Consider the following 25,702-nt stretch of genomic DNA (forward strand, 5'->3'; position numbering starts at 1 on the left):
CGGCCGGCACAGCACCGCTGAGAGGTACTCATGAACAGTTGGAGCAGACGGCTGCGGGGCGGGCGCCTCGCTGTCGTCGCAGCATTGATCTGGGCGGTGCTCCCGCAGGCCGTCCCCGCCCAGGCGGTGACCGATCCGTGCGGTGCCGGGTCCAACCCGGTCGTCTGCGAGAACTCCAAGCCGGGCAGCCCCAAGTCCGACTGGTTCTCGGCCAACGCCTACGGCGACATCAAGGGGTTCACCACCAAGGAGAGCGTCCAGGCCGGCGACACGGTCCAGTTCAAGGTCCAGTCGAAGACCCCGTACCGCATCGAGATCTACCGGCTGGGCTGGTACGGCGGAGACGGCGCCCGGGAGATGTCGACGGCGGCGCAGGCCGCGGTGACGTACCCGGCGAACTACACCACCAGCCCCAAGAGCTGCACCACCAAGAGCACCACCGGCCTGGTCGACTGCGGCAACTGGCCCGTGACCGCGAGCTGGACGGTGCCCGGCGACGCCGTGTCCGGCCTGTACATCGCGAACCTCACGCAGACCGACGGTGACGGCCTCATGCCGTACCCGTTCGTCGTCCGCAAGGACTCCAGCACCTCCGACGTCGTCGTGCAGACCAGCGACCAGACCTGGCAGGCGTACAACGACTACGGCGGCCAGGACCTGTACGGCGGGGCCGGTCCCGCGCCCGACGGCCGCGCCTACGAGGTCAGTTACAACCGGCCGCTGGACATCGGCGGCGACAACGGCATCTACGGCTCCGAGTTCATGATGCTGTCGTGGCTCGAGCGCAACGGCTACGACGTGAGCTATCTGTCCGGCGTGGACGTGTCGACCAACGGCGCCACCCTGCTGAAGAACCACAAGGTGTACGTGTCCTCCGGCCACGACGAGTACTGGACGCAGAGCCAGTACTCCAATGTGCTGGCAGCCCGCAAGGCCGGGCTGCGGGAGGCGTTCTTCAGCGGCAACGAGGTCTTCTGGAAGACCCGCCTCGCCCCGAGCATCGACGGCGCCAACACGGCGAACCGCACCATGGTCTGCTACAAGATGACCAAGATGGCGCAGAACAACGGCATCGCCGACCCCAGCGGCATCTGGACCGGCACCTGGATGGACCCGACGAGCACCCAGTACGGGCAGACCTACCAGCCGCCGAACATCCTCACCGGCTCCATGTTCACGGTGAACGGCTACCGCAGTGACGCCATCACCGTCCCCGGCTCCTACGGCAAGAACCGGCTGTGGCGCAACACCTCCGTCGCGAACCTCACGCCGAGCCAGACCGCGACCTTCCCGGCCGGCACGCTCGGTTACGAGTGGGACAGCGACATCACCAACAGCACCCGGCCGACCGGAGCCATCGACCTGTCGTCCACCACGGTGGACATCAACGACGGCAAGCTGCGCATGGACTGGGGCAACGTCTACGGCAACGGCACCGCGACGCACAGCCTCGTCGCCTTCCGTGACCAGGACTCCGGCGCGCTGGTGTTCGGCTCCGGCACCGTGCAGTGGTCGTGGGGCCTGACCAACGTCCCCACCTACAACCCGGCCGACACGGTGGTCACCGAGGACGCCCGCATGCAGCAGGCGACCGTGAACATCCTCGCCGACATGGGGGTCCAGCCGAGGACCCTGCAGGGCAACCTCGTCGCCGCCACCGCCTCCGCCGACACCACCGGGCCGGCGGTCACCGTGACGAGCCCCGCCTCCGGCGCCACCCTCCCGGCCCTGAAGCCGGTCACCCTCACCGGCACCGCCGGCGACACCGGCGGCGGAGTCGTCGCCCGCGTGGAGGTGTCCACGGACGGCGGCACGACATGGAACGCCGCCACCGGCCTCACGTCCTGGAAGTACACCTGGACCCCGACCTCCCCGGGTCCCGCGTCGATCAAGGTCCGCGCGGTCGACGACAGCGTCAACATCGGCGCCGTCACGACCCTCCCGGTGACCGTCGGCCCCCAGACGTGCCCCTGCACCGTCTGGCCGGCCTCGGCCGTGCCCGGCACGGTCAACGCGGGCGACGGAAGCTCGGTCGAGCTGGGCGTCAAGTTCCGCACCACGGTCGCCGGTTCGATCACCGGTGTCCGCTTCTACAAGTCACCCGCCAACACCGGCACCCACACCGGCAGCCTGTGGACCGCCTCCGGCACCCGCCTGGCCACCGGCACCTTCACGGGCGAGTCGGCCTCCGGCTGGCAGCAGCTGAACTTCGCCGCCCCGGTCGCGGTCAAGGCGAACACCACCTACGTCGCCTCGTACTTCGCCCCCAACGGCGGCTACTCCTACGACGGCGGCTACTTCACCGACAGCGACGCGGGCCTCGCCCCGCTCACGGCACTGAAGTCCGGCACGGACGGCGGCAACGGCGTCTACCGGTACAGCTCCACCAGCGCCTTCCCGTCCTCGCAGTCCTCGGGCAGCAACTACTGGGTCGACGTGGTGCTCGACACCTCGACGGCCAGCACCGCCCCGCCCACCGTCACCGCGACGTCCCCGACCTCCGGCGCCACCAACACCTCGATCACGGCACCGGTGTCGGCCACCTTCAACGCCTCGATCGACGCGGACAGCCTCACCTTCACGGTGAAGGACCCCGACGGCACGGCCGTACCGGGCACCGTCACACTCCCCGCCGCGAACAAGGCGACCTTCACCCCGTCGACCGAACTGGCGCTGCACACCACCTACACGGCGTCCGTGCAGGCCTCCGACGTGTGGGGCAACACCATGGCGAACCCGGTGACCTGGAGCTTCACCACCAGCTCCACCCCGCCCGCGGTCACCTGCCCCTGCACCCTGTGGAACGCGGCCACCGTCCCGGCCACCACCGACGTGACCGGTGACGCCAACTCCGTGGAACTGGGCACCCGCTTCACCTCGTCGACCGCCGGCTGGGTCACCGGCGTCACCTTCTACAAGGGCACCGGCAACACCGGCACCCACACCGGCAGCGTGTGGTCCGACGACGGAACCCTGCTCGGCAGCGGCACCTTCACCAACGAGTCGCCCTCCGGCTGGCAGACGCTGACCTTCACCACTCCCGTGGCCATCACGGCCGGCACCCCGTACGTCGTCTCCTACCACGCCCCGCAGGGCAACTACGCCGTCGACGGCGGCTACTTCACGGCGGCCCACCAGTCGTATCCGCTGACCGCCACCGCCGACACCACCACGCACCACAACGGGCTCTACCGCTACGGTGCCGGCCCGGCCTTCCCGAACAGCTCCTACGGTTCCGCGAACTACTGGGTCGGCCCCGTCTTCACCGCCGACAACCCCACCGCCATGCTGGCGCCGGCCACCGCCTCGGAGGTGACCACGTCCTCGGTGACGCACACCGCCGACGCGGCCGGCCCCCTCGTCGCGACCCTGCCCGCCGGCACCGCCCTGTCCTCCGTCACCGCGACCGTGACCGTCCTGCCCGGCCCCACGGCAGCCGCCGCCAGGAAGCTCCACGTCACGGCCGTCACCTCCTACGACCGGGCCACCCACAAGGTGTCCGTCCACCTGTCGGCCCCGCTGCCGGACGGCACGCGGTTCACGGTCACGATCAGCGCCCGGGACAAGCACCGTCACGCGGTGCAGGCCCGCAGCTGGACCCTGACCAGCAAGGCCGTCCGCAAGAAGAAGAACTGACCGACCGAGCGCACCGGTGGTGGTCCGCGCCGAGCGGACCACCACCGGGGATTGGCTGCCGCATCGATGAGCACCGTCAGTGTTGTCATCCCCTGCTACAAATACGGCCACTTCCTCGCCGACTGCGTCAGCAGCGTCCTGGACGAACAGGACGGCGTGGACGTCCGGGTCCTCATCATCGACGACGCCTCGCCCGACGACTCGGCCGAGGTCGCGCAGAAACTGGCCGCCTCCGACCCGCGCATCGAGGTCCACGTCCACGAGACCAACAAGGGCCACATCGCCACCTACAACGAAGGGCTGCTGGAGTGGGCCGACGGCGACTACGTCGCCCTGCTGTCCGCCGACGACCGGCTCGTCCCGGGCGCCCTGGTCCGCGCCGCCGCCCTCCTCGACGCCCACCCCGAGGCCGGGTTCGCCTACGGCCGCCCCCTGCGCTTCCAGCACGGTGGCCCGCTGCCGCAGGCCCGCACCCGCTCCACCGGCTCGGTCGTCTACCCCGGCCAGTGGTGGCTGGAGCGCCGCTTCAGGGAGGGCACCGGCTGCATCACCTCACCCGAGGTCGTCGTCCGCACCAGCCTCCAGCGCACGGTCGGCGGCTACGACCCCGCCCTCCCGCATGCCGGTGACATCGAGATGTGGATGCGGCTCGCCGCCCACGCCGACGTCGGCTACATACGCGGCGCCGACCAGGCCTTCTACCGCGTCCACGGCGACAACATGTCCACCACCGACTTCGGCGGCCAGCTCGACGACCTGCGCCAGCGCCTCGTCGCCTTCGACTCGGTGCTCGACAAGTGCGCCGACCGGCTGCCCCACCGCGACCGTCTCGCCGAGCAGGTCCACACCCGGCTCGCGCGCTACGCCCTGCGCCGCGCCTACCGGGCCTACGACCGGGGCCGTACCGATGTCGTCCCGGTCGAGGCGTGCGTGGCGTTCGCCGAGGAGTGCCTGCCGGGCTACCGGGCGCTGCCCGAGTACCGGGCGCTGCGGCTGCGGCGGCGGATCGGACCGGCCGCGATGCCGTACCTCCAGCCGCTGGTGTGGTCGGCCGTGGCCGACCGCGGCCGGGAGTGGCTGTGGTGGGAGTCCTGGAAGCGCCGCGGCATCTGATGCGACCGTTCTCAGGGGGCCACGGCAAGCGGCCCGGCGTGCCGGCCCGGCGTGACCTTGCGGCGGCTCATCAGGTACCGGTCGAGCCACAACGCGCCCACCACACCACCGGCCAGGCCCAGCAGGGCGGCCCCGGCCAGGCCACGGCTCGGCGTGCCCTGCACCTCGGCGGCGCTGGGGGACACCAGCACCGAGGCGGTGATCCGCGACCCGTCGGGGACCCCCTGGGACGTCTGCAACGCTTCGACGTGCCGGGTGTAGACGTCGACGACCCGGCGTACGGCGCTCACGGCGGCGTCGGAGTCCGACGCCTGCGCCTGCACCTGGAGCGAGGGGATCAGATAGCGGGGCGTCGCGCTGGTGCCGCTGTTGCGCGGCACCAGGTGATAGGTCCCCTCGACGCCGGCCGCCCGCAACTCCCGGTCACCCGAGGGGGACTGGAGCTGCTGGATCACCGAGTAGGAGACCAGGGCGAGCGGCGGCTGCAGATTCGTCAGCTGGTTGGGCTGGTTCCGCGTCACCGGCGGCTTGAGGACGACCACCGCGGAGCCGACGTACTGGGGCGCGGGGCGCACCACCTGCCAGGCCCCGGCGGCCGTCAGCAGCAGCGCGGCCACCACGACGTACCAGCGCCGCAGCAGCGCGTCGGCGACGTTCCCGGGCGACATAGGAGATCCTTCCGTCACCCCCGATACTGGCAGGACGCGCGGCGTGATGCCACCGATTGGGGGGACGGTACGTGAGCCTTGGTGAGATATGGGCCATCCTGCGCAGACGCTGGTACTTCATGGTGCCCTTCACCCTGCTCAGTCTGCTCGGCGGCGGCTATCTGTACATGACGGTGCCCGTCTCCTACCAGTCGCAGAGTTCGGTGGCGTTGCTGGACTCCTCGGCGGTCGCACGGCTGGCTCCGACGTTCGGCAACCCCATCTCGAACGCGGGCGGCTCGCTGATCGTCACGGCCGACGTGCTGATCCGCACCCTGGAATCCAGCGACGCGGCGAGGGAACTGCGCGGCCGGGGCGTCACCGACCCGTACACGGCGGGCTTCGCGCCGCAGAGCGAGAGCCCGCTGCTCTCGCTCAGCGTCACCGGCACCGACCGGGCGAAGGTGCTTCAGGAGACCAACACCCTGACCGCGTTCGCCGGTGAACAGCTCGACGCCCTGCAGGAGACCGCCAAGGTCCCGCCCGCCTACCTCGTGCAGACGGCGCCCGTCGTCCTGCCCCAGACACCCGTGGCGAAGTCGAAGAGCCGCTACCAGGACGTCGCGGCCGTCGTCATCCTGGGGGTCGTCAGCGCGTTCCTGCTGTCGATCCTGATGGAGGGCGTCGCGGTGGTCCGCCGCCGGCGGAGTACCGAGCCGCGGCCGAACGAGACCCGCACCGGGAAACGGGCCGGCCTGCCGGCCCGGCGCGTCGACGCCACGGCGATCCTCACCGTCTATCTGGCCCTGGCCTTCTTCATCCCGTCCAACCTCGCCCTGCCCGCGCTCGGCGGCGTCGGCACCCCGGCCAACGTCTTCGCCCTGCTCGGCCTGTTGTGGTACCTCGCGACCTGGCTCGGCGGCCGTATCCTGCCCGCTCCGGGCACCCGGCTCGCCCGGGTCGCCATGTGCGTGCTCGGTGTCGCCGTTCTCCTGGCGTACATCGCCGATGCGATGCGGGAGAGTTCGCACCAGGAGGTCCTCGGCGCCGACCGCGGGCTGATCGGCTATCTGGTGTGGGTGTCCCTGGTCGTCCTGACGTCGGCGGCCATACAGGAGCGGGGCCGGCTGGACGTGCTGCTGCGCCGGGTGGTGGTCCTCGCGTCCGTCGTCGCCGCGATCGGCTTCTACGACTTCTTCGCCGCCACCAACATCGCCGACTCCCTGCACATCCCCGGCCTGCAGACCAGCGTGGCCCAGGTGTCCGTCATGGATCGCGGCGCCTTCACCCGGCCCCGCTCCACCACGGCCCAGCCCCTGGAGTTCGCCGGCGTGCTGGCCATCCTGCTGCCCTTCGCGATCCAGCAGGCCTTCGATCCGGTACGCCGTCATCTGCGGGCCTGGCGCCGCTGGGCGCCGGTCGTGCTGCTGGCCGGCGCGCTGCCGCTGTCGGTGTCGCGGACCTCGATCATCGGCCTGCTGCTGGTGGCGGGGGTGATGGTGGTGCGCTGGAAGCCGGCCCGGCGGTGGGCCGCGATCGGCGTGATGACGGCGTCCGTGGCCGTCTTCAAGGTCCTCGTGCCCGGGCTGATCGGCACGATCACGGGCCTGTTCGCGTCGTTCCTGTCCAACTCCGACAGCAGCACCCAGGCCCGCACGGTCAAGTACAGCGCGATCGTGCCGTATCTGAAGGAACACCCGCTGTTCGGGCGGGGCTTCGGCACCTTCACCCCGGACCTGTACTTCTTCACCGACAACCAGTACATGCTGGGCCTCGCCGAGATGGGCGTCGTAGGTCTCCTCGCCCTGCTCACCCTGTTCGTCACCGGCATCCACCAGGGCGGCGCCATCCGCCGCCTCGCCCGCACCGAGGCCGACCGGGAACTGGGGCAGGCGTTCTTCGCCTCCAGCCTGGTCGCCCTCGTCATCAGCGCCACCTTCGACTCGCTGAGCTTCCCGATGTTCGCCGGCATGTTCTTCCTGCTGCTGGGCGCCGGAGGCAGCTACCTCGGGTTCATCCGGCGCGAGGCCGCAGCCGCCGCCGTCGTCAGCCGCAGCACGCCCACCGAAGCCCGGCTTCCCGACCTCGTGGAGTCCCGATGAGCCGCGTCGCCGTCATCGTCGTCACCTACAACAGCGCCGCGGTGCTCCCCGGGTTCCTCGCCGCGCTCCCGGACGGCATGACCGGCCTGGACTGGCAGCTGGTCGTCGCCGACAACGACTCCGCCGACGACACCGTCGACGTCCTAAAAGCCCTGGCCCCGGACGCCACCGTCGTCCCGACGGGACGCAACGCCGGGTACGCCGCCGGGGTCAACGCGGCCCTGACCGCCGCCGACGGCTACGACGCCGTCCTGATCTGCAACCCCGACATCCGCATGCGGCGGGGTTGCGCCAGACGCCTGGTCGACAGCCTCGGTGACGGCGTCGGCATCGCCGTACCCCTGCTCTACGAGGAGGGCGGGGACACCCCGCACCATTCGCTGCGCCGGGAGTCGAGCGTGCTGCGGGCCCTCGGCGAGGCCGTCATCGGCAACCGCCGGGCCGGGCGTTTCCCGGCGCTGAGCGAACTCGTCACCGACCCGGGCGCCTACCGGCGGCCCACCCGCGCGGACTGGGCGACGGGTGCCCTCATGGCGATCTCGTCCGACTGCCTCGCCGCGTGCGGCCCGTGGGACGAGTCCTTCTTCCTCTACTCGGAGGAGACGGAGTACTGCCTGCGGGCGCGCGACCTCGGACACGCCACACAGCTGGAGCCGGCGGCCGAGGCCGTCCATCTCGGCGGGGACTCGCAGGTGTCGCCCTGGCTGTGGAGTCTGCTCACGGTCAACCGGGTACGGCTGTACCGCCGACGCCACGGGCCGCTCGCCACCGCCTGCTTCCGTGCGGCCGTCCTGCTGCGGGAGACCTCACGCGCCCTCCTGGGCCGCGCCGCCAGCCGGGCCGCGGCCGGCGCACTGCTCACCCCGGGCGCCCTGCGGGCCACGCCCGGGCCTCAGGCGGACCAGGTCGTGTAGAAGCTCCCCGGGTTCACCAGGTACCGCACGGTGGCGTGCGGCACATGGCGCACCCGGTGGCCGCGGCTGTAGCGGTGGATGAGCTCCCAGTCCTCGCGCGGCATCACCTCGGGGGTGCGGCGCAGCCGGCTGAAGTGCAGGGCCCGGGTACGCCGCGCGACGAACGCGTTGGTGTCCAGGAACGACTCCCGGGCGGCCCGCCGCCGGTCGAACGGCACCGACAGCACGTCCCGTTCGGTGCCGTCCGGCAGGACGCGGCGCAGCGCCGTGTACACGCCGTCGGGACCGCCCGGGCACTCCAGCACCGCCAGCGCCCGCTCCAGGTGGTCCGGCTCCCACAGGTTGTCGTCGTCCAGGAACGCCACGTACCGCGAGCGGGTGAGGCGGATGCCCACGTTGCGCACGACGCCGGCCACACCGGTGTTGCGGGCCAGCGACACGGCGAACAACCGGGAATCGTCCGGCAGTTCGGGCAGCCCGGCGCCGTCGTCGACCACGATCACGACCTGGTCGCGCACGCTCTGGGCGAGCGCCGAACGCACGGCCGCCCGCAGCGCGTCGGGCCGGCGGTGGGTGGCGATGACCGTGGTGACGAGCGCGGCGGGCGGGGGAGCGGCGGCCGCGAGCCGGCGGACCTCCGCCGTCTCGAAGCGGCGCAGGCGCAGCGCCGAGGGAGCGAGCAGGACCTTGTTGCGCAGCTCGAACAGGACGAGCCAGCCGAAGGCGCGCTTGAGCAGCTCCCAGGGGGCGCGGACGATACGTCGCATGATCCTCTTCCTCAGCCGGCCGGCTTGGGGACGATCGGGGTGCCGTCGGAGAACCGGTTGCCGCGCCAGACGTTCCCGGTCCCGCCCTCGTTCCAGGCGGTGACCGCCCCGTAGACACCGGAGTTGCGGTGGTAGCGGCGGGAGAAGACGTTGTCCGTGACCCTGACCCTTGTGGCGCCCGGCCCGCCCCCGTACAGCGCGTACGCGCCGCCCGCCAGCAGGTTGCGCTCCACGGTGACCCGGGAGACATGGCCGCTGTCGGCGAACAGGCCGACGGCGGCGGACGCCCCCCGGTCGACGGGCACCGGGTTGAGGAGCGTGTTGTGCCGGATCACCAGCTCGCCCGTGTTGCCGCCACCGCTGATCACCGCGTCGGTGTGCTGCCACTCACCGCCGGTGTTGCGGAACGGCACGAGGTCGTGGACGTAGTTGTCGTGCAGCTGTCCCTGGCCCATGGACAGGGCGTTGCCGAACACGGAGATGTCGCACCAGCCGACCTCGATCGAACTGGTCCCCATGTTGGAGACGGCGTAGTCCACCCCGCCGTTGTCCGGGCCCTTGCCGGGGACGGCGGTGATGGTGCTGTGCAGCACCTTCAGGCCGCTGTATCCGGGGCGCAGGTTGATCCCCCACCAGTTGGCGGAGGTGATCCTCGAGTCGACGACGGTCACGTCGTTCGCGTAGACGTCGAGGGAGCCGGTGAGGTCCCAGCCCTTGATGACCGTGCCGTCGGTCCGGATGCTGACGTTCCCCGAGGAGTGCGGGGTGAGCGCGACGCGCGGGCCGGTGCTGCGGGCGTCCGGGAAGCCGGCCTCCCCGGGGAGCGGCGGCTTGGCGTCCGCCGTTCGCTCCGCGGAGCGGGCCGGGGCGGGGTCGCCGCCCGCCGAACAGGCGGCGCACAGCACGAGGGCCAGGCCGGCGAGCAGGAGGCGCAGCCTCGTCATACGGTCTCCGGGGTACGCGAGCCGAGCAGGAACCCGCGGCTCGGCAGGACGCACACTACATAGCAGGCCAGCGCGGCCGTGGCGGTGACACACAGGGCGAGGAGGCCGTCGCCGAGGAGCCGCTTGGCGGCGAGCACGACCAGGGTCATCACCGCGCCCCCGAGGAACGGCCAGGCGCAGGCCCGGGCCAGGGGTGCGAGGCCTATCCCGGCCCGCCCCAGCGCGTGCAGGAATGCGGGCACGACGAGGCCGGCGGCGACCAGCACATGGCCCTGGGAGACGCCGACGATGCCGTTGAGCCGGGCACCGGCGACCAGGACGGGGATCAGGGCGACGGCCCACAGGCCCTGTGTGAGGATCAGGGAACGGCGCCGGCCGGCGGCGACGAGGCAGTCGTAGGCGAGTTCGCAGCCGATGCGGACCAGGCCCAGCGCCATCAGCCAGGGCAGCGCGGCCGCGGCGGGCACCCAGGTGCTGCCGTACACCAGGTCGACGACCGGGGCCGCGAGACCGCCGAGCAGCACGCACAGCGGGACGGTACCGGTGACCAGGACACCCAGGGCGCGGCTGAAGCCATGGGCGAGGGCCTGCGGGGAGTCGGCGAGACGGGAGAAGCCCGCGAAGGACACCCGCCGGGCGGCCTCGGAGATGATGCGGACCGGCCAGCCGGACATGTTGAACGCCAGCACGTAGAAACCGAGCGAGACCCCGCCGAGGGTGGAGCCGACGACGAGGGTGTCCACGTTCACGACGGCGAGCGCGAGCAGGCTGGCACCGGCCAGCGGCAGCCCGAACTTCAGCAGCGCGCGCGCCTGCACGGGGTCCCAGCCGAAGCGCAGGGTGCCGGGGGCGGCCAGCGCGCAGCCGGCGAGGGCGGCGATGTTGCCTGCGACCGCGCCCCAGGCGAAGCTCATCGCGCCCTCGCCGGTGAACGCCAGCGCCAGGGTCACCGAGGTGCTGAGGACGAAGTTGAGCGCGTCGATGACCATCCGCCGGCCCTGGGCGAACTCCCGGGTGAGGATGGCGGCCGGCACCTGCGCCACGCCGTCGATCACCAGGCACAGACACATCACGCGCAGCACGCCCGTGGCGTCGGGCGAGTCCAGCAGCACGGCGACCGTCGGCGCCGCGAGGAACAGAGCGGCGTACAGCAGGCCGCTGGAGGCGGTTGCCAGGGTCAGCACGGTCGGCGCGAAGCGGCGCGGGTCGCCCTCCCAGCGCACCAGGGCCAGGCTGACGCCCAGTTCGTTCGCCGACAGCAGGACCAGCAGCACCGTCTGGGCGATGCCGTAGACGCCCCACTCGGCCGGTCCCAGTGCGAAGCGCGCCAGGAGGATGCCGGTGGCGAAGTTGCCCAGGCGCATGACGACGGTGTTGATCAGGCTCCAGCGGGCCGCGGAACGGACCTGGTGGCCGAGCGAGGCGGGAGCGGGAGTGCCGCCCGGGTCAGCGGTGTCGCTGTCCGGTGTGCGGACGCTGTCCATGCTGTCCATGCGCAGACTCCTCGTCGAGCGGCTCGGCGGCGGACTCCACGGTCATGACGGACCGCCCGGGCCTCGACTCCGTGGCGGACCGGGTGTCGGGGGACCTGGTCTCGGCCGACCTGCTGTCGGTGGACCTGCCGTCTGCGGGCCGGACTTCCGTGGGCCGGTTGTCCGCGGGCCGGTTGTCGGTTGCCCGGGACCAGCTGGGTGCGGTCCGCAGCGCCATCGTCTGCTCCACGACCGCTTCCCCGGGCGTGGACTGCGCCGGCTGCGCGGGCTTCGCGACCCGCGGCCGCCGGCGGGCCTCCACGAAGAAGACGGCCACCAGGCTCAGCACCAGACCGAGACCACCGGCCATGACCATGTATTCGAGCCGCGTCTTGGTCTGCGCCACCGGGTCCTGCGGGGGCACGATGGTCGTCATGCGGATCATGGCCTTCGGGTCGACCCGCTGCTGCCGCTGGAACTGCTCCAGCCGCTCCTTGGCGTACGTCGTCAGGATGCGGTCCGCTGCCAGCACACCGGCCTTGTCGTCACCGGTGACGGTGAGCCACATCAGCGGCCCCTGGGCGTTGTCGGCGAGCTTCGCCTCGAAGGTGCCGCTCGCGCCCCGGGACCTGAGTTCCCGGAGCGATCCGTCGGAGTTGAGATTGCGGGCCAGGCTGTCGGCCATGCCGGTGAGCGAGGTCTGCGTGCTCAGGAACGGGTTGCCGTCGTAGGCGACGGTGGCCTTCTGCGAGTTCAGCAGGACGACGGTGCTCTGCGACTGGTAGGTGACCGGCACCGTCAGCGCCACGGCCGCGGTCAGCGCCGCGGTCAGCAGCAGTCCGGGCAACAGCACCTTCCAGCGCCTGCGCATGACACGGAAGATCTCAGCGAGATCCATGGTGGTCCCCCCTCGCGACCCGATGTGCCCCGAGCATATGGTGCGAGCGGATCATTCGGGGAGTGTCCGGTCGGTCGGCCGCGGCCGGGTGCGCGCGGTGCCTCCCTCCAGCAGCACCTCGGCGATACGGTCGCTCGCGCGGCCGTCCCACAACGGTGGCCGGCGCGGCGCGGGCGGAGCGTCCAGCACCCGGTGCACGGTGGACACGATCCGCTCCGGATCCCGGCCGGCCAGCACGTTGGTGCCCTGCTCGACCGTGATGGGCCGCTCGGTGTTGTCCCGCAGGGTCACGCACGGCACGCCGAGCGCGGTGGTCTCCTCCTGCACACCGCCGGAGTCGGTCAGCACGAGCCGGGCACCCTCCTGCAGGGCGATGAAATCCAGGTACCCGGCGGCCGGCACCAGCCGGACACCCCCGGGAACGCCGATCTCGGCCAGCCGCCCGGCCGCGCGCGGGTGCACGGGCAGTACGAGCGGGCAGCGGCCGGCGATCTCCCCCAGCGCCTTCAGCAGACCGGCGAGCACCTCGGGGTCGTCCACGTTGGCCGGCCGGTGCAGCGTGACCAGGCCGTACGCGCCCCGGGACAGGCCGTACCGGCCGAGGGCGCCGGAGTTCCTCGCCCGCTCCAGATTGGTCAGCAGGGTGTCGATCATGACGTTGCCGACGAGGTGGACCTGATCGTCCCGGTACCCCTCGGCGCGCAGGTTCTCCACGGCGTCCGGCGAGGGGGCCAGGAGATAGTCGCTGACCCGGTCGGTGGCGACCCGGTTCACCTCCTCCGGCATGCTCCAGTCACGGCTGCGCAGACCCGCCTCGACGTGCGCGAGCAGCGGCCCGGCCTTCGCCGTCACCAGGGCGCAGGCCAGGGTGGAGTTGATGTCGCCGACCACGACGACGACGTCCGGGGACACCTCGTCCAGCAGCGGCTCGAACGCGGTCATCACGCGTCCGGTCTGCTCGGCGTGGGTGCCGGAGCCGACCCCGAGGAAGCGGTCGGGCGGGCGGATGCCGAGGTCGGCGAAGAACACGTCGTTCATGGCCGGGTCGTAGTGCTGACCGGTGTGGACGAGGACGACCTCGGCGCCCCGGCGCTCCAGGGCGTCCATCACCGGCTTGATCTTCATGTAGTTGGGCCGCGCCCCGGCGACGCAGACGACTCGCATGTCTCAGAGCACCTCGATCGTTGGGCCGGCCGCGAGGCGCCGACGGCAGTCGAGCACGAAGGGGGCGTACTCGGCGATCAGTTCGTAGTCGAAGTTGTCGTGGTCGGTGAGCAGGACCACCACGTCGGCGGCCGCCAGCTCCTCGGGCACCGGCTCCACCCGCACCAGCCGCGCGTCCACCGGCAGGTCCTCCACGACGTGCGGGTCCGCCGCCCGCACCTGCGCGCCCATGTCGAGCAGCAGCTGGGAGATCCGCAGCGCCGGCGACTCCCGGGCGTCACCGGTGTTCTTCTTGTAGGCCAGCCCCAGCAGCAGGATGCGCGAGCCGTTCACGGACCGGCGTCGCTGGTTGAACAGGTCGCTGATCCGGCGCGCCACGTACTCGGGCATATGGCTGTTGATGTCGTTGGCCAGCTCCACGAACCGGAAGGACTGGCCGAGTTCGCGCTGCACCCGCCAGGACAGGTAGGAGGGGTCGATCGGCAGGCAGTGGCCGCCGACGCCCGGCCCGGGCGTGAACTTCATGAAGCCGAACGGCTTGGTGGAGGCCGCGTCGATGGCCTGCCACACGTCGATGTCCAGGTGGTGGGCGAACATCGCGATCTCGTTGACCAGCGCGATGTTCACATGCCGGAAGGTGTTCTCCAGCAGCTTGGCGAGTTCGGCCTCCTTGGGCGAGCGTACCGGCACGGTGGTGTCGACGAGCTGCCCGTAGAAGTCCTGCACGGCCTTCAGGGACGCCGCGTCGACGCCGGAGACCACCTTCGGCGTCTGCTGGAAACCCCAGACCGCGTTGCCCGGGTCGATCCGCTCGGGGGAGTAGCCGAGGTGGAAGTCGGTGCCCGCCTTCAGGCCCGAGCCGTCCTCCAGGATCGGCGCGAACAACTCCTCGGTGGTGCCGGGATACGTCGTCGACTCCAGGACGACCGTGGCGCCGGGGCGGAGATAGCGGGCGAGGGTGGCCGCCGACTCCCTGATGTAACGCAGGTCGGGGGTGCCCTCGTGCAGCGGGGTCGGCACGGTGACCACGGCGACGTCGAAACCACCGCAGTCGCGCGCCAGATCGCTCGGTCTGTAGCTGCCCTCGTCCAGCGCGGCACGGATCCGCTCCGAGGAGACGTCCTCGACGAAGGACTCACCGGCGGCGAGGCTCTTGATCCGCCTGGCGTCGACGTCGTAGCCGATCACCTCGTGTCCGACCTCGGCGGCGCGGACGGCCAGCGGCAGTCCGACGTAACCCTGTCCAACCACGACGACGCGCATCAGTGACTCCTGTCGGCGGAAGCGGGCGACGGGGTGAGCCGGACGAACTCGCGCGCCGTCATGAGAAGGAAGGAGGCGTTGGTGGTGACATACCGCCTGCCCAGGCGGCGCGGCTCCTGCAGCGCGCGGTAGAGCCACTCGAGCCCCCACCGCTGCCAGGTCCTCGGGGCCCGCTTGGTGACCCCGGCCAGGATGTCGAAGGAACCGCCGACTCCGTGCACCACGCGGGCGCCGGTGCGAGCGCCGTGCGCGGCGGTGAAGATCTCCTTCTTCGGCGAGGTCATGCCGAGGAAGAGCATCTGGGCACCGCTGCGGGCGATGCCGTCCGCGATCTCCTCCTGTTCGCAGTCGTCGAAGTAGCCGTTGCGGCTGCCGGCGACCTTCAGACCGGGGAAGCGGACCGCCACCCGGCGCAGCATCTCGGCGAGCGCGTCCTCCTTCGCGCCGAGGAAGTACACGGAGACGCCCTGCGATTCGGCCTCGGCCAGCAGCCGCAGGAACAGGTCGATCCCGGCCACCCGTTCCGGCAGCGGGGCGCGCAGGATGCGACCGGCCCACACCACGGCCTGCCCGTCGGCGAGGACGAGATCGCAGCCGGTCACGGCCTCGGCGAGCCGCGGGTCGCGCCGCATGTTCACCAGCTTGGCGGCGTTGACCACGCCGATCTCCAGCTGACGGCCCTCGCGCACCGCTTCGAGGCAGCGCTCCACGGTCTCGTCCATGGTCAGCGCATCCAGCTCGATCCCGAACAGGGACTGACGCGCGCTCATATCTCGCCCCCCAGCCAGGCGTGCAGCATCCAGCCGAACTCGTACGGCCGGCACTCACGGTCCACGGACAGCGGGCGGTACACCCGGTCCAGGGCTGTCAGCCGCAGGTTCGGGGCGACGCGGGTGGCGAGCCCCCGGGCGGCGCGTACGGCCTTCTTCGGGTCGCCCCGGAAGACCTTGCGCCAGGTGACGCCGAGGTCGTCAAGGATCATCGGCTCCCGGTGCGCGGCACCGGCCAGTTCGGGCACGTCCGTCATCCAGCGCAGGCCCTTGCGGATCGCCGCGCCGAAGTGGGTGCCGCCGGCGTCGGCGAGGTCGAACAGGGCGGTCGGGGCCATCGCGTGCTGGTGGACGCTGTAGACCGGGTAGCCCTCCACGACAGAGCCGGTGCGCGCGTCGTAGTGCCACCACCACTGGCCGCCGTCGCCCTGCAGCGCGCAGATGCGCGCGGCGCACGCCTCGGACGCGGCGAGCGCCTCCGGGTCGCCCCCGACGCTGCTCGCGTGCGCCCGGGCCAGGGCCTGCAGGGGGTACGTCTGGTCGGCGAAGCAGCTCACGTGCTCCCGGTACCAGGGCACCAGGCCGGGCCCGGTGGCGTGCGGGAACAGCGGGCTGTCGCCGATGCGGGCGCGCAGCAGACGGTCGCGGGCGGCGGCGAAATGCGTCTCCACGTCGACGGTGTCCCGGGCCGCGGCGAGCGCGGACAGCACCCACGCCGCCTCGACGGTGTACTGCGGCCGTCGCGCCATGTCCAGGGCCTCGACCCGGGCGAGTGCGTCGGAGAGCTTGGGGTGCCCGGTGTCGGCGGCGGCCCACGCGATGAGCGCCGCGTCACCGAGGTTGGTCACCGCGGGCAGCGACTCGACCAGCAGACCGACGAACTCCTCGGCGCTGCGTCCACCGAGCACGGCACGCTGGCGGTCCTCGTGGAGGAACCGGACGCCGAGCGCGGTGATGGCCGCGTAGCGGGTGCTGATCCCGCGCCGTTCGAGGGCCCAGGAGCCGTCGGGGCGCTGCTGCCCCGCCATGGTGAAGGCGAAGGCCTCACCCCCGGGCAGCAGCATCCTCGGCAGCCCCGATTCGGCGAGCGCGAGGAGCCGCCCGGCGAGCGGGAGCAGCGGCGGCTCCTCGTGACCGAGCGCCGCGAGACGTGAAGTGGTCATCGTGTGGACACACCAACCCCCCTGTTGTGCACAGACTTGTGATCGCCGGGACGGATGGCCGCGCGGCGGAAACAGACGTCGGACGCCGGTCGTCGGACGTCGATGCGCGGATGTGGACCCGCGGATGCCGATCGTCGGACGTCAGGCGTCGGAGCGGCGCTCGCTCCTCGCGTCAGACACAGATGTACCCACCCGGTACCCCCCCTGGGCGCTGGTTTGTGTGCTCACTGTGCCCCGCCTCCACAGTACGCACACATGTTATGCCTGCGGATGTTCGAGGAATGGCGTTTTGCGAAAATCAGAAAGTCATACGCGTTCGAAAAGTTCGCCGTTCTTCTCGTCGTAGAACGCGCCCGTCTCGGGGCACTCCCACGCACCCGGCTCACCGTCGCGCTCCACCAGTCGTACGCCGGCCCGTCCCACCCAGCCGATCCGGCGCGCCGGAACACCCGCGACCAGCGCGAAGTCCGGCACGTCACGGGTGACCACCGCCCCCGCGGCGACCAGAGCCCAGCGCCCGACGCGCACCGGCGCCACACACACCGAACGCGCCCCGAGCGACGCCCCCTCGCCCACGGTCACGGCCACGGCGTCCCAGTCGCCACCGCGCTTGAGCTTGCCCTCCGGATCCACCGAGCGCGGGAAGTAGTCGTTGGTGAGCACGGCCGCCGGACCGACGAACACTCCGTCGCCGAGCACCGCGGGCTCGTAGACCAGGGCGTAGTTCTGCAACTTGACGTGGTCGCCGATCCGCACGCCCGGCCCGACGTAGGCCCCCCGGCCCACGATGCACCCACGGCCCAGCGTCGCGTCCTCACGTATCTGGGCGAGATCCCAGACGGTCGTCCCGTCGCCTATCGTCGCGGCCGCGTCGACCTGGGCGGTCGGCTGGATCCTGGAACTCATCGCGCTGAACCTTCCTCTCGTGGAGCGGGCCGAGAACGCCGCGTCCGCGCGTACGCGGTGGCGGTGCTCGGCCGGACGCGTGCGGGTTCGCGCCGGGCAGCCGGAAGCCGTACCGAACCGGGCCGAACGGCCCGTTTGATCGCCGCGCCGCCGAAAGTACCGCCCCCCGGCCCCATCGAACCAGACCGTACTCAGTCAGACAGGGGTTCGCTTCCGGGCCTGACGGAACGCCCCGCGGGCCGCGCCTTGTTCGGGCGTCAGTCACCCGCGCAACGGTGCACGCACCCGTTCACTCGCCATCACCACAGCCGCACCGCGCAGCGCCCAGCCCTGGCATGATCCCACCGTGCACGAGGAAGACCACCATCACCGGCCGGCGCGGTTCACCCTGCTCGACACCGAGCACGGTCATGCCTGGGGTGTCTGTGCCGACGTGCAAGGGCTGTTCGGTGAAGTGCGGCAGGGAATCTACGAGCTGTTCGGATGGGTCCCGGAAGACGGTGACGTGCGGGGCTGGGCCGGCAGCAGGGTGTGGCTGGTGCCGGAGGGCGGTGCCCTCGGCCCGTGGCTGCTGGGGGACGCGGAAAGCCTGGGGCGCTCCCGCGAGGCAGGCGGCCTCGTCCTCACCGGCGCGGACGACTACGAGGGCCCGCCCGAAGGGCACCGGGGCCGCGTGCTCCTGCACGACGAGTACCGGGTGCTGGGCTCGTGCCGGGAATTCGCCCGGGTCCTGCCGCGCGAGCAGCTCGCCTCGCCGCTCGTCCTGCGGGGGCTCGCGCCGGGCGACGAGCTGAGGGCGGCGCTCGCGAAGGGCACCCGACGGGCGCTGGACCTGGACGAGGCCGCTCTGGAGATACGCGACGACCGGGGCGAGCCGCTCACCGAACGCCTCTTGCACGCTCGGGTCACCGCATGGCGCCCGTCGTCCCGCGGAACGGAACTGATCGACCTGGAGCTCGACGCAGAGCGCTTCACGCCGGTGCAGGAACACATGCGGTCGGTCTGGGAGCGATGGCTCGCCGGCCCTCCGGACGTGTTGGGGGCCTGGGCCGGCCTCGACACCCGGCAGCGTCAGGGCTGGCTCGACCTCGTCCGGGAACGGCCCCATCGGCGCGCCCGACCTGACCGGCCCGCCGGTCACCCCTACGTCCTCGACGGCCGGCACATCACCGACGAGCCGGCCCTCTACCTCGCCCTCGGCGAGGCGGTGAACGGGCCCGGCGGATACTTCGGCACCTGCCTGGCCGCCCTGGACGACTGCCTCCGCGGCGGCTTCGGGTACACCGCGCCCGCACCGCTGCTCTGGCGGGACGCCGCGACCGCCCGCGACCGTCTGTCCCGGACCCTGACACCGGACGGCCGACCCCACGACCTGTTCGGCGATGTCCTCGGCACCCTGGCCGCAGGCGGCATGCGGGTCACTCTGGCGTGACCCCGTGCGATCAGCGCGACCGGGCCAGGTCCACCGGGGCCTGCGGCAGCACGTCGCGCCGGACGACGGCGGTGTCCGACGGGCAGGCGGGGGTGACGACGACGTGTCGGCGGTGGTCGGTTCCGCGGTTCAGAGGGCGGCGGCCGTCACGCCAGGGACAGGAACAGTCTCTCGAGCCGCGCGCGCATCTCCTCCGGGCTCTCGCCGTCCGCGCCGGCCTTGCGTCCGGACTCGATGTCGGCCACGCACTGCTGCAGGCCGGTGGCGATGATGGCGAAGCCGGCCCGGTCGAGCGCGCGCGAGGCGGCCGCGAGCTGGGTGACGACCTCCTCGCAGTCCCGCCCCTCCTCGATCATCCGGATCACGCCGGAGATCTGGCCCTGCGCACGCCGTAGGCGATTCAGTACGGCCTTCAGGGACGCACCCTCGAGTTCAAGCTCCACGATCACTCCTCGGAAATACCCCTAGGGGTACTGTACGTCCCGTTTCGGGGCTGTGGCGAACACCGTCCGCGCGCGGGGAGGAAGCCCTCTGGCAGGTCAGTTGCCGCGCAGACGCGCCAGTGTCGCTTCCAGGTCGGCCCGGCTGTGCCGGTTGTGGGGCAGTTTGGCGAGCAGGGCGGCCATGCCGCAGGTGTCGGACACGGCGGAGAAGACCAGGCCGCCGGCGACGCCCGCGGACAGCAGACGGAAGGCGGGGCGGACAGTCTTGCCGAGGGCCAGGCCGAGCAGTACGAGAGAGCCGGCGGTGAGACGCACCTGGCGTTCCATCGTCCAGGCTGCCCGGGAGCTTCCCGGGGGGCGGTCCAGGTCGTGGCCCTGCGCGGCCCAGGCAGCGGTGCCGCCGGCGAGGGTGGCGGTGTGAATGCCGTTCTCGGCGAGCATCCGGCAGGCGTTCTCGGAGCGGGTGCCCGAAGCGCAGACCACGAGGACGTCGCCGCGCTCGGCGGCGGTGCGGAGGTCGGGCAGGGCCGGGCCGAGCTGGTCCAGGGGGATGTTCAGGGCGCCGGGGAGATGACCGCCGGCGTATTCGCCGGGCGTGCGGACGTCGATGACGGTGAGCTCGTGCAGCCGGGTGCGGACCTGGCCGGGGTCGTAGGTCGTGAGCGTGGTCATGGCAGATCTCTTCCTTGTGTCGATGAGGCCGGGAAGGGCGTGGGGTGGCGGTGAGGTGCGGTCGGGGGAGTCCGGCCGGTCCCGGTCGCACGAGCGCGGCGACTTGTGCGAGCGCGGCGACTCAGGGGCGAGCGCGGCGACTTGTGCGAGCGCGGGGATTCAGGCGAGCTTGGCGATTCAGGCGAGCGTGGCGATTCAGGTGAGCGCGGTGACTCAGGCGAGCGCGGCGACGGGCATGAAGACGGCGACCGCGAGCAGCACATAGGCGAAGAGACGCTGCAGCGCCGTGCCCTTGAGCCGCTTCGACAGGCGCTTGCCGTCCCGGGCGCCCAGGATCGCCGCCGCGGTGAACGGTGCGACGATCGCCCAGTCCAGGTGCATGCCGGTGCCGGCCCGGGCGGCGAGCGCGGCCAGCGAGTTGATCGTGATGACCAGCAGGCTGGTGCCGACCGCCCGGCGCATGGGGAGACTCAGCACGCCGACCAGCGCCGGTACGGCGAGGAAGCCGCCGCCCACACCCAGGAATCCGGTCACGGCGCCGAGTCCGGCGCCCGCCGCGCCGGCTCTGCCCGGGCGGACCCGGCCGGTGGACTCGCCGCGCGCGGGACGCAGCATGCGCAGGGCGGCGAGCGCGGCGATGACGGCGAAGGCGACGGTCAGCAGCCACTGCGGCAGGTGCCCGGCGGCGGCCCCGGCGATCATCGCGGGCACGATGCCCGCCGCGGCGAACAGCAGTCCGGTGCGCCAGGCGACGCCGTCCTCCCGGGCATGCCCGGTCAGCGCCGTCACCGAGGTCAGCGTGACGATGACCAGGCTCGCCGTGGTCGCCTCGGTCGGGGTGAAGTGCAGAAGGTAGACGAGGGCCGGCACGGCAAGGACGCTGCCGCCCCCGCCGAGACCGCCCAGGGCCAGGCCGACGACGGCTCCGGCGACGAGCGCGAGGATCAGGGCGGTCATGCTGTGGAGCCGTGGTTCCCGCGCGCGTCGACGACCGGGTGTCCGGCGGCGGCCCATGCCCGCATGCCGCCCTTGACGTCGACGGCGTCGGCCCCGCGCCCGGTCAGCAGCTCGGCAGCCTGCCGTGAGCGGCGCCCGCTGCGGCAGATCACGACCAGCGGCCGCCCCCGGGCCTCGCTCGGCAGCGCCGCACCCGCCGTCAGACCGGACAACGGAGCGTGTACGGCGCCGGGGGCGTGCCCGGCGTCCCACTCGCCCTGCTCGCGCACGTCCAGCAGTACGGCGGCCGGGGCATCGGTGCTCTGTGTGCGGCGGACGGCTTCACGGACGGTGAGGCGGTCCTTGCCGCGTCGGAAGAGGAACATCATGCAATCTCTCGGTACGTCGGTGGGGAGTGGGCCGGGCCTGGTCAGCCGGTGACGACGGTCAGTCCGGCCTCGGCGGCGGAGTCGAAGCCGTCGTCCACGGCCACCACGCTCCGCCCGGCGGCGTCCAGCAGGGAGGCCGCGATGGCGGCCCGCATGCCGCCGGCGCAGTGCACCCACACGGTGCCCGCCGGTACCTCGCCCAGCCGCTGGTGCAGCTGATGGACCGGGATGTGCACGGAGCCTTCGATGTGGCCGGCGGCGCGCTCGGAGTCGCGGCGCACGTCGAGGACGACGATGCCGTCCGTGCCGTGCTCGGCCAGGCCCGCGAAGGTGGAGCGCGGGAACGACGCGAGGCGGTCGCCGTCGGCCGTCCACCGGTGCGGGGTGCCGGTCGCGGCGGCCGCCGGGCGGTCGATGCCGACCCGGACGAGTTCGCGCTGGGCGGCGGCGAGCTGCTCGGGGGACTCGGCGAGCAGGGTGACCGGCTTGCCCCACGGGATCATCCAGGCCAGGTAGGTGGCGATCTTGCCGTCGGCTTCGAAGTTGAAGGATCCGGCGACGTGGCCCTCGGAGAAGGCCACCCGGTTGCGCAGGTCCACAACCCACTCGCCGGCCGCGAGCCGGGCGGCGATCTCGTCGGCGTCCGCGACGGCCGCGGGGGTGAGGTCCACCGGCGCAGGTCCGGCGGCGTTGGCCGGGCCCATGTGCGCGTAGTAGGCCGGAATGTCGTCGAGGCCGGCGAGGAGCCGGGCGACGAAGGAGTCCACGTCCTCGGTCAGTGCCGCGTTGCGGGACTTCTCCCTGCCGATGGTCGTGGCGTTGCCCTCGCCCTGGGCGGAGGAGCAGAAGCTGCCGAAGCCGTGGGTCGGCAGCACGGAGGTGTCGTCGGGGAGTTCAGCTGCCAGGCGGTGCGCGGAGGCGTGCTGGGCGCGGGCCAGCTTCTCCGTCAGCCGGGGCTCGACCAGGTCCGGCCGGCCCACGGTGCCGATCAGCAGCGACCCGCCGGTGAACGCCGCGACCGGCCTCCCGTCCTCCCGCAGGACGTAGGAGGTGTGGTGCGGGGTGTGGCCGGGCGTGGCGACCGCGCGCAGTTCCAGGCCGGAGTCGACGGTGACGGTGTCTCCGTCGGACACCGGCACCCGGGCGAACGCCACGTTGGCGTCGGCCGGCACCAGGTAGGCGGCGCCCGTCACCCTGGCCAGGTCCGGACCGCCGGTGACGTAGTCGTTGTGGAGGTGGGTCTCCACCACCTGGCCTATCCGCACCCCCCGCCGCGCCGCCGCGGTGAGCACCTGGTCGATGTCGCGTGGCGGGTCCACAGCGACGGCCGTGTGCCGGCCTCCGGCCAGGTAGCTGCGGTTCCCGAGCCCCTCCAGCTCGATGGTGTCGATGAAGAACACAGAGATGCTCCGTTCGCTCGATTACCCCCCGGGGTATCCACTCAACCGTAACAGGTACCCCCGGGGGTATTCGAGCGGGTGGTGTGAGCGTCGACGACTGGGTCCCGGTACCGTGCCCACCACGGTCGTCATGGTTCGGAAGGCACGAGAGTCGTGGACACACAGACCACGGGATACACGGCAGTCGCATACGGCGGAGTCGACGTACTGGTCGGCCCCGAGCGGGGCGCCTACCCGTACGGCAACTCGCTGCTCGTGCGGGGCGCGGCGGAGACCCTCGTCGTCGACCCGTCGCTGTCGCTCGTCAAGGACGCACCCCCGGCGGACCTGGTCCTGGTGAGCCACGCCCACGAGGACCACATCGCCGGGCTGGGGAGTTACGACGTCGCGCCGGTCCACGTCCACGGCGCCGACCTCGCCGCGCTGCGCTCCCGGGAGGCGATGATCGCCGGGCTCGGCCTTCCGTCCGACGCGGCGCGGGAGGTGGAGGCGAGGTTGCGCGACCACTTCCAGGTACGGGGGCGTCCGGACGCGCTCGGCTTCGAGGACGGCGCCGTGTTCGACCTGGGCGGGCGCACCGTGACCGTGGTGCATCTGCCCGGTCACACCGCGGGCCACTGCGGCTTCCTGATCGAGCCGGATGGGTTCCTGTTCGTCGCGGACATCGACCTGACGTCCTTCGGCCCCTACTACGGCGACCCCGGCAGCAGCCTCGCCGGCTTCGAGGCGTCGATGCGTCGCTGCCGGGACATCGACGCCCGCTGGTACGGCACGTCCCACCAGAAGGGGGTGATCGAGGGCGCCGCGGAGTTCCGGCGCCGGCTGGACGTCTACGCGGCCGTGGTGGAGAAGCGGGACGCGGCGCTGCTGGCGTTCCTCGGCGAACCCCGCAGCGTCGAGGAGATCGCCGCACACCGGCTGGTGTACCGGCCGCACGTCGAGGGCCCGCACGTGGGCCCGGTGGAACGCAGGACGGCAGAGCGGCACCTGGACCGGCTCCTGGGTGAGGCCCGGGTCGTGGAGGTGGAGCAGGGACGGTTCCGGGCGACGTAGCCCCGGGACGGCAGCGGCAGGTGCAGGGTCAGGAGGTGATCGGCATCACGGTGCGACGATCTGCCCTGTGTTAGGGTCATGCTTTTGCGTGGTCGTCGCGGTGGGCGATTCTGACTGTTCGGTTCCGCTCATGCGGGGGCTGTTCCATCCTGCCGGGCCTTCCTCGGTACGTTCCCCTGCGGAAGGCTGTTCATGAAGCACCCCGACGACTCCGGCATCACTGACGGCGCTCCCGCCCAGCCCGAGGCCACGACCCCGGCGCCGCCCGCGGCCGTCTCCTTCACCGACCTGGGTCTGCCGGTGGAGGTGCTGCGCACGCTGACCGGACTCGGGGTGCGCGAACCCTTCCCGATCCAGGCCGCCACGCTGCCCGATGCCCTGAAGGGGCGCGACGTCCTGGGGCGCGGCCGCACCGGGTCGGGCAAGACGCTCGCCTTCGGCCTGCCGCTGCTGACCCGTACGGCTGGGCGGCGCGCCGAACCGAAGCAGCCCCTCGCTCTGATCCTCGTGCCCACGCGGGAGCTGGCCCAGCAGGTCACCCAGGCGCTCGCGCCGTACGCCGAGGCACTGCGGCTGCGGATGGCAGCCGTCGTCGGCGGCATGTCCATCGGCCGGCAGGTCGCCGCGCTGCGCGAGGGAGCCGAGGTGGTCGTCGCCACCCCCGGACGCCTGCACGACCTGATCGAGCGCAACGCCTGCCGCCTGGGACGGGTGAGGATCACCGTGCTGGACGAGGCCGACCAGATGTGCGACCTGGGATTCCTGCCGCAGGTGGTCGACGTGCTCGACCAGGTGCACCCCGACGGTCAGCGGATGCTGTTCTCGGCCACCCTGGACCGCGACGTCGATCAGCTGGTCAGCCGCTACCTCCACGACCCCGTCGTCCACTCGGTCGACCCGTCCGCGGGCACGGTCACGACGATGGAGCACCACGTTCTGGTCGTCCACGGCCCCGACCGGTACGCCGTCACCACGGAGATCGCCGCCCGCGACGGCCGCGTCCTGCTGTTCCTCGACACCAAGCACGCCGTCGACCAGCTCACCCGGCATCTGCGGGCCAGCGGGGTGCACGCCGGGGCCCTGCACAGCGGCAAGTCCCAGCCGCAGCGCACACGGACCCTGGCGCAGTTCAAGAACGGCCAGATCACCGTTCTGGTGGCGACCAATGTCGCGGCCCGCGGCCTGCACGTCGACGACCTCGATCTCGTCGTCAACGTCGATCCGCCCACCGACCCCAAGGACTATGTGCACCGGGCCGGCCGCACCGCCCGCGCCGGTGAGTCCGGCAGCGTGGTCACGCTCGTGCTGTCGGGCCAGCGCCGCGAGACGAGCCAGATGCTGGCCGCGGCCGGCATCGAGCCGACCGTCACCAAGGTGCGCTCCGGCGAGGCCCAGTTGAGCCGGATCACTGGCGCCAAGGCTCCCTCCGGCATCCCCCTCGACGGCGGCCCCGCCGTCCCGCGCCCCAAGAACACCAACGCTCCCTTCCGCGGCCTCGGTACCAGCAAGGACCCCTCCCGCGGTGCCGGCGGAAAGTCCCGCAAGGCCGGCGAGGCCCGCAAGCTCGCCGAGGCCCGCAAGGCCGCCCTCGTGCGTCGTAACGGCTGAGAATCGAGGG

22 protein-coding genes are annotated in these 25,702 nt (G+C 72.0%); 7 read left to right on the plus strand and 15 right to left on the minus strand.

Annotated features, from left to right (window positions below):
• The first annotated feature begins 30 nt into the window (after positions 1–30).
• Positions 31–3,636 (plus strand): DUF4082 domain-containing protein, encoded by a 3,606-nt coding sequence (locus tag ACZ67Q_RS03760; protein WP_471175800.1) that lies wholly within the window; start codon positions 31–33, stop codon positions 3,634–3,636.
• Positions 3,637–3,702: 66 nt separating this feature from the next.
• Entirely contained in the window at positions 3,703–4,749 is a 1,047-nt protein-coding gene (locus ACZ67Q_RS03765; protein WP_471175802.1) for a glycosyltransferase family 2 protein, read from the plus strand.
• An 11-nt stretch (positions 4,750–4,760) separates the two neighbouring features.
• On the opposite strand, the gene ACZ67Q_RS03770 is transcribed toward ACZ67Q_RS03765, so the two are convergent.
• A complete protein-coding gene (locus ACZ67Q_RS03770) occupies positions 4,761–5,417 on the minus strand; it encodes a hypothetical protein (RefSeq protein ID WP_471175804.1) in 657 nt (218 codons plus the stop codon).
• Between the two features lie 71 nt (positions 5,418–5,488).
• Between ACZ67Q_RS03770 and ACZ67Q_RS03775 the strand changes: the two genes are divergently transcribed.
• On the plus strand, positions 5,489–7,498 hold the full coding sequence (locus ACZ67Q_RS03775; protein WP_471175806.1) for an O-antigen ligase family protein: 2,010 nt from the start codon (positions 5,489–5,491) through the stop codon (positions 7,496–7,498).
• On the plus strand, positions 7,495–8,412 hold the full coding sequence (locus ACZ67Q_RS03780; protein ID WP_471175808.1) for a glycosyltransferase family 2 protein: 918 nt from the start codon (positions 7,495–7,497) through the stop codon (positions 8,410–8,412). The genes ACZ67Q_RS03775 and ACZ67Q_RS03780 overlap by 4 nt, the downstream gene beginning before the upstream one ends.
• On the opposite strand, the gene ACZ67Q_RS03785 is transcribed toward ACZ67Q_RS03780, so the two are convergent.
• From ACZ67Q_RS03785 to ACZ67Q_RS03825, 9 genes are all read right to left on the minus strand, one after another.
• Positions 8,391–9,179, minus strand: a complete 789-nt coding sequence (locus ACZ67Q_RS03785) for a glycosyltransferase family 2 protein (protein ID WP_471175810.1) — start codon at positions 9,177–9,179, stop codon at positions 8,391–8,393. The genes ACZ67Q_RS03780 and ACZ67Q_RS03785 overlap by 22 nt on opposite strands.
• Before the next feature lie 11 nt (positions 9,180–9,190).
• Positions 9,191–10,123 carry a hypothetical protein gene (locus ACZ67Q_RS03790; RefSeq protein WP_471175811.1) on the minus strand — a complete coding sequence of 311 codons (933 nt, stop codon included), beginning with the start codon at positions 10,121–10,123 and terminating at the stop codon, positions 9,191–9,193.
• Positions 10,120–11,616, minus strand: coding sequence for an oligosaccharide flippase family protein (locus ACZ67Q_RS03795; protein WP_471175813.1), 1,497 nt, complete (start codon positions 11,614–11,616; stop codon positions 10,120–10,122). Before ACZ67Q_RS03795 ends, ACZ67Q_RS03790 begins: the two co-directional genes overlap by 4 nt.
• Positions 11,570–12,493 carry a Wzz/FepE/Etk N-terminal domain-containing protein gene (locus tag ACZ67Q_RS03800; protein WP_471175814.1) on the minus strand — a complete coding sequence of 308 codons (924 nt, stop codon included), beginning with the start codon at positions 12,491–12,493 and terminating at the stop codon, positions 11,570–11,572. The genes ACZ67Q_RS03795 and ACZ67Q_RS03800 overlap by 47 nt, the downstream gene beginning before the upstream one ends.
• A 51-nt stretch (positions 12,494–12,544) precedes the next feature.
• Complete coding sequence (gene wecB / locus ACZ67Q_RS03805; RefSeq protein WP_471175816.1) at positions 12,545–13,657, minus strand: non-hydrolyzing UDP-N-acetylglucosamine 2-epimerase; 1,113 nt, start codon at positions 13,655–13,657, stop codon at positions 12,545–12,547.
• A gap of 3 nt (positions 13,658–13,660) precedes the next feature.
• Positions 13,661–14,920, minus strand: coding sequence for a nucleotide sugar dehydrogenase (locus ACZ67Q_RS03810; RefSeq protein WP_471175818.1), 1,260 nt, complete (start codon positions 14,918–14,920; stop codon positions 13,661–13,663).
• A complete protein-coding gene (locus ACZ67Q_RS03815) occupies positions 14,920–15,690 on the minus strand; it encodes a WecB/TagA/CpsF family glycosyltransferase (protein WP_471175820.1) in 771 nt (256 codons plus the stop codon). The genes ACZ67Q_RS03810 and ACZ67Q_RS03815 overlap by 1 nt, the downstream gene beginning before the upstream one ends.
• A complete protein-coding gene (locus tag ACZ67Q_RS03820; RefSeq protein ID WP_471175822.1) occupies positions 15,687–16,853 on the minus strand; it encodes a hypothetical protein in 1,167 nt (388 codons plus the stop codon). Before ACZ67Q_RS03820 ends, ACZ67Q_RS03815 begins: the two co-directional genes overlap by 4 nt.
• Before the next feature lie 306 nt (positions 16,854–17,159).
• On the minus strand, positions 17,160–17,759 hold the full coding sequence (locus ACZ67Q_RS03825; protein ID WP_471175824.1) for an acyltransferase: 600 nt from the start codon (positions 17,757–17,759) through the stop codon (positions 17,160–17,162).
• Positions 17,760–18,105: 346 nt separating this feature from the next.
• Here ACZ67Q_RS03825 and ACZ67Q_RS03830 point away from each other — a divergent pair, with 346 nt between their 5' ends.
• Entirely contained in the window at positions 18,106–19,191 is a 1,086-nt protein-coding gene (locus ACZ67Q_RS03830; RefSeq protein ID WP_471175826.1) for a barstar family protein, read from the plus strand.
• A 146-nt stretch (positions 19,192–19,337) separates the two neighbouring features.
• Here ACZ67Q_RS03830 and ACZ67Q_RS03835 read toward each other — a convergent pair whose 3' ends face one another.
• The 5 genes from ACZ67Q_RS03835 to ACZ67Q_RS03855 form a co-directional block, all read right to left on the minus strand.
• Positions 19,338–19,634: a metal-sensitive transcriptional regulator gene (locus ACZ67Q_RS03835; protein ID WP_471175828.1), complete on the minus strand. Its 297-nt coding sequence runs from the start codon at positions 19,632–19,634 to the stop codon at positions 19,338–19,340.
• A gap of 96 nt (positions 19,635–19,730) precedes the next feature.
• Positions 19,731–20,306 carry a rhodanese-like domain-containing protein gene (locus tag ACZ67Q_RS03840; protein ID WP_471175829.1) on the minus strand — a complete coding sequence of 192 codons (576 nt, stop codon included), beginning with the start codon at positions 20,304–20,306 and terminating at the stop codon, positions 19,731–19,733.
• A 213-nt stretch (positions 20,307–20,519) separates the two neighbouring features.
• Complete coding sequence (locus ACZ67Q_RS03845; protein ID WP_471175831.1) at positions 20,520–21,263, minus strand: sulfite exporter TauE/SafE family protein; 744 nt, start codon at positions 21,261–21,263, stop codon at positions 20,520–20,522.
• Positions 21,260–21,628: a rhodanese-like domain-containing protein gene (locus tag ACZ67Q_RS03850; protein ID WP_471176046.1), complete on the minus strand. Its 369-nt coding sequence runs from the start codon at positions 21,626–21,628 to the stop codon at positions 21,260–21,262. The genes ACZ67Q_RS03845 and ACZ67Q_RS03850 overlap by 4 nt, the downstream gene beginning before the upstream one ends.
• 44 nt (positions 21,629–21,672) lie before the next feature.
• Complete coding sequence (locus tag ACZ67Q_RS03855) at positions 21,673–23,031, minus strand: rhodanese-like domain-containing protein (RefSeq protein ID WP_471175833.1); 1,359 nt, start codon at positions 23,029–23,031, stop codon at positions 21,673–21,675.
• A gap of 153 nt (positions 23,032–23,184) precedes the next feature.
• On the opposite strand from ACZ67Q_RS03855, the gene ACZ67Q_RS03860 reads away from it, so the two are divergent.
• Both ACZ67Q_RS03860 and ACZ67Q_RS03865 read left to right on the plus strand, forming a co-directional pair.
• Positions 23,185–24,084: an MBL fold metallo-hydrolase gene (locus ACZ67Q_RS03860; protein ID WP_471175836.1), complete on the plus strand. Its 900-nt coding sequence runs from the start codon at positions 23,185–23,187 to the stop codon at positions 24,082–24,084.
• Between the two features lie 192 nt (positions 24,085–24,276).
• Positions 24,277–25,692 carry a DEAD/DEAH box helicase gene (locus ACZ67Q_RS03865; protein WP_471175839.1) on the plus strand — a complete coding sequence of 472 codons (1,416 nt, stop codon included), beginning with the start codon at positions 24,277–24,279 and terminating at the stop codon, positions 25,690–25,692.
• The last annotated feature ends 10 nt before the right edge of the window (positions 25,693–25,702 follow it).

The organism is Streptomyces sp. NPDC036813, from assembly GCF_055609245.1.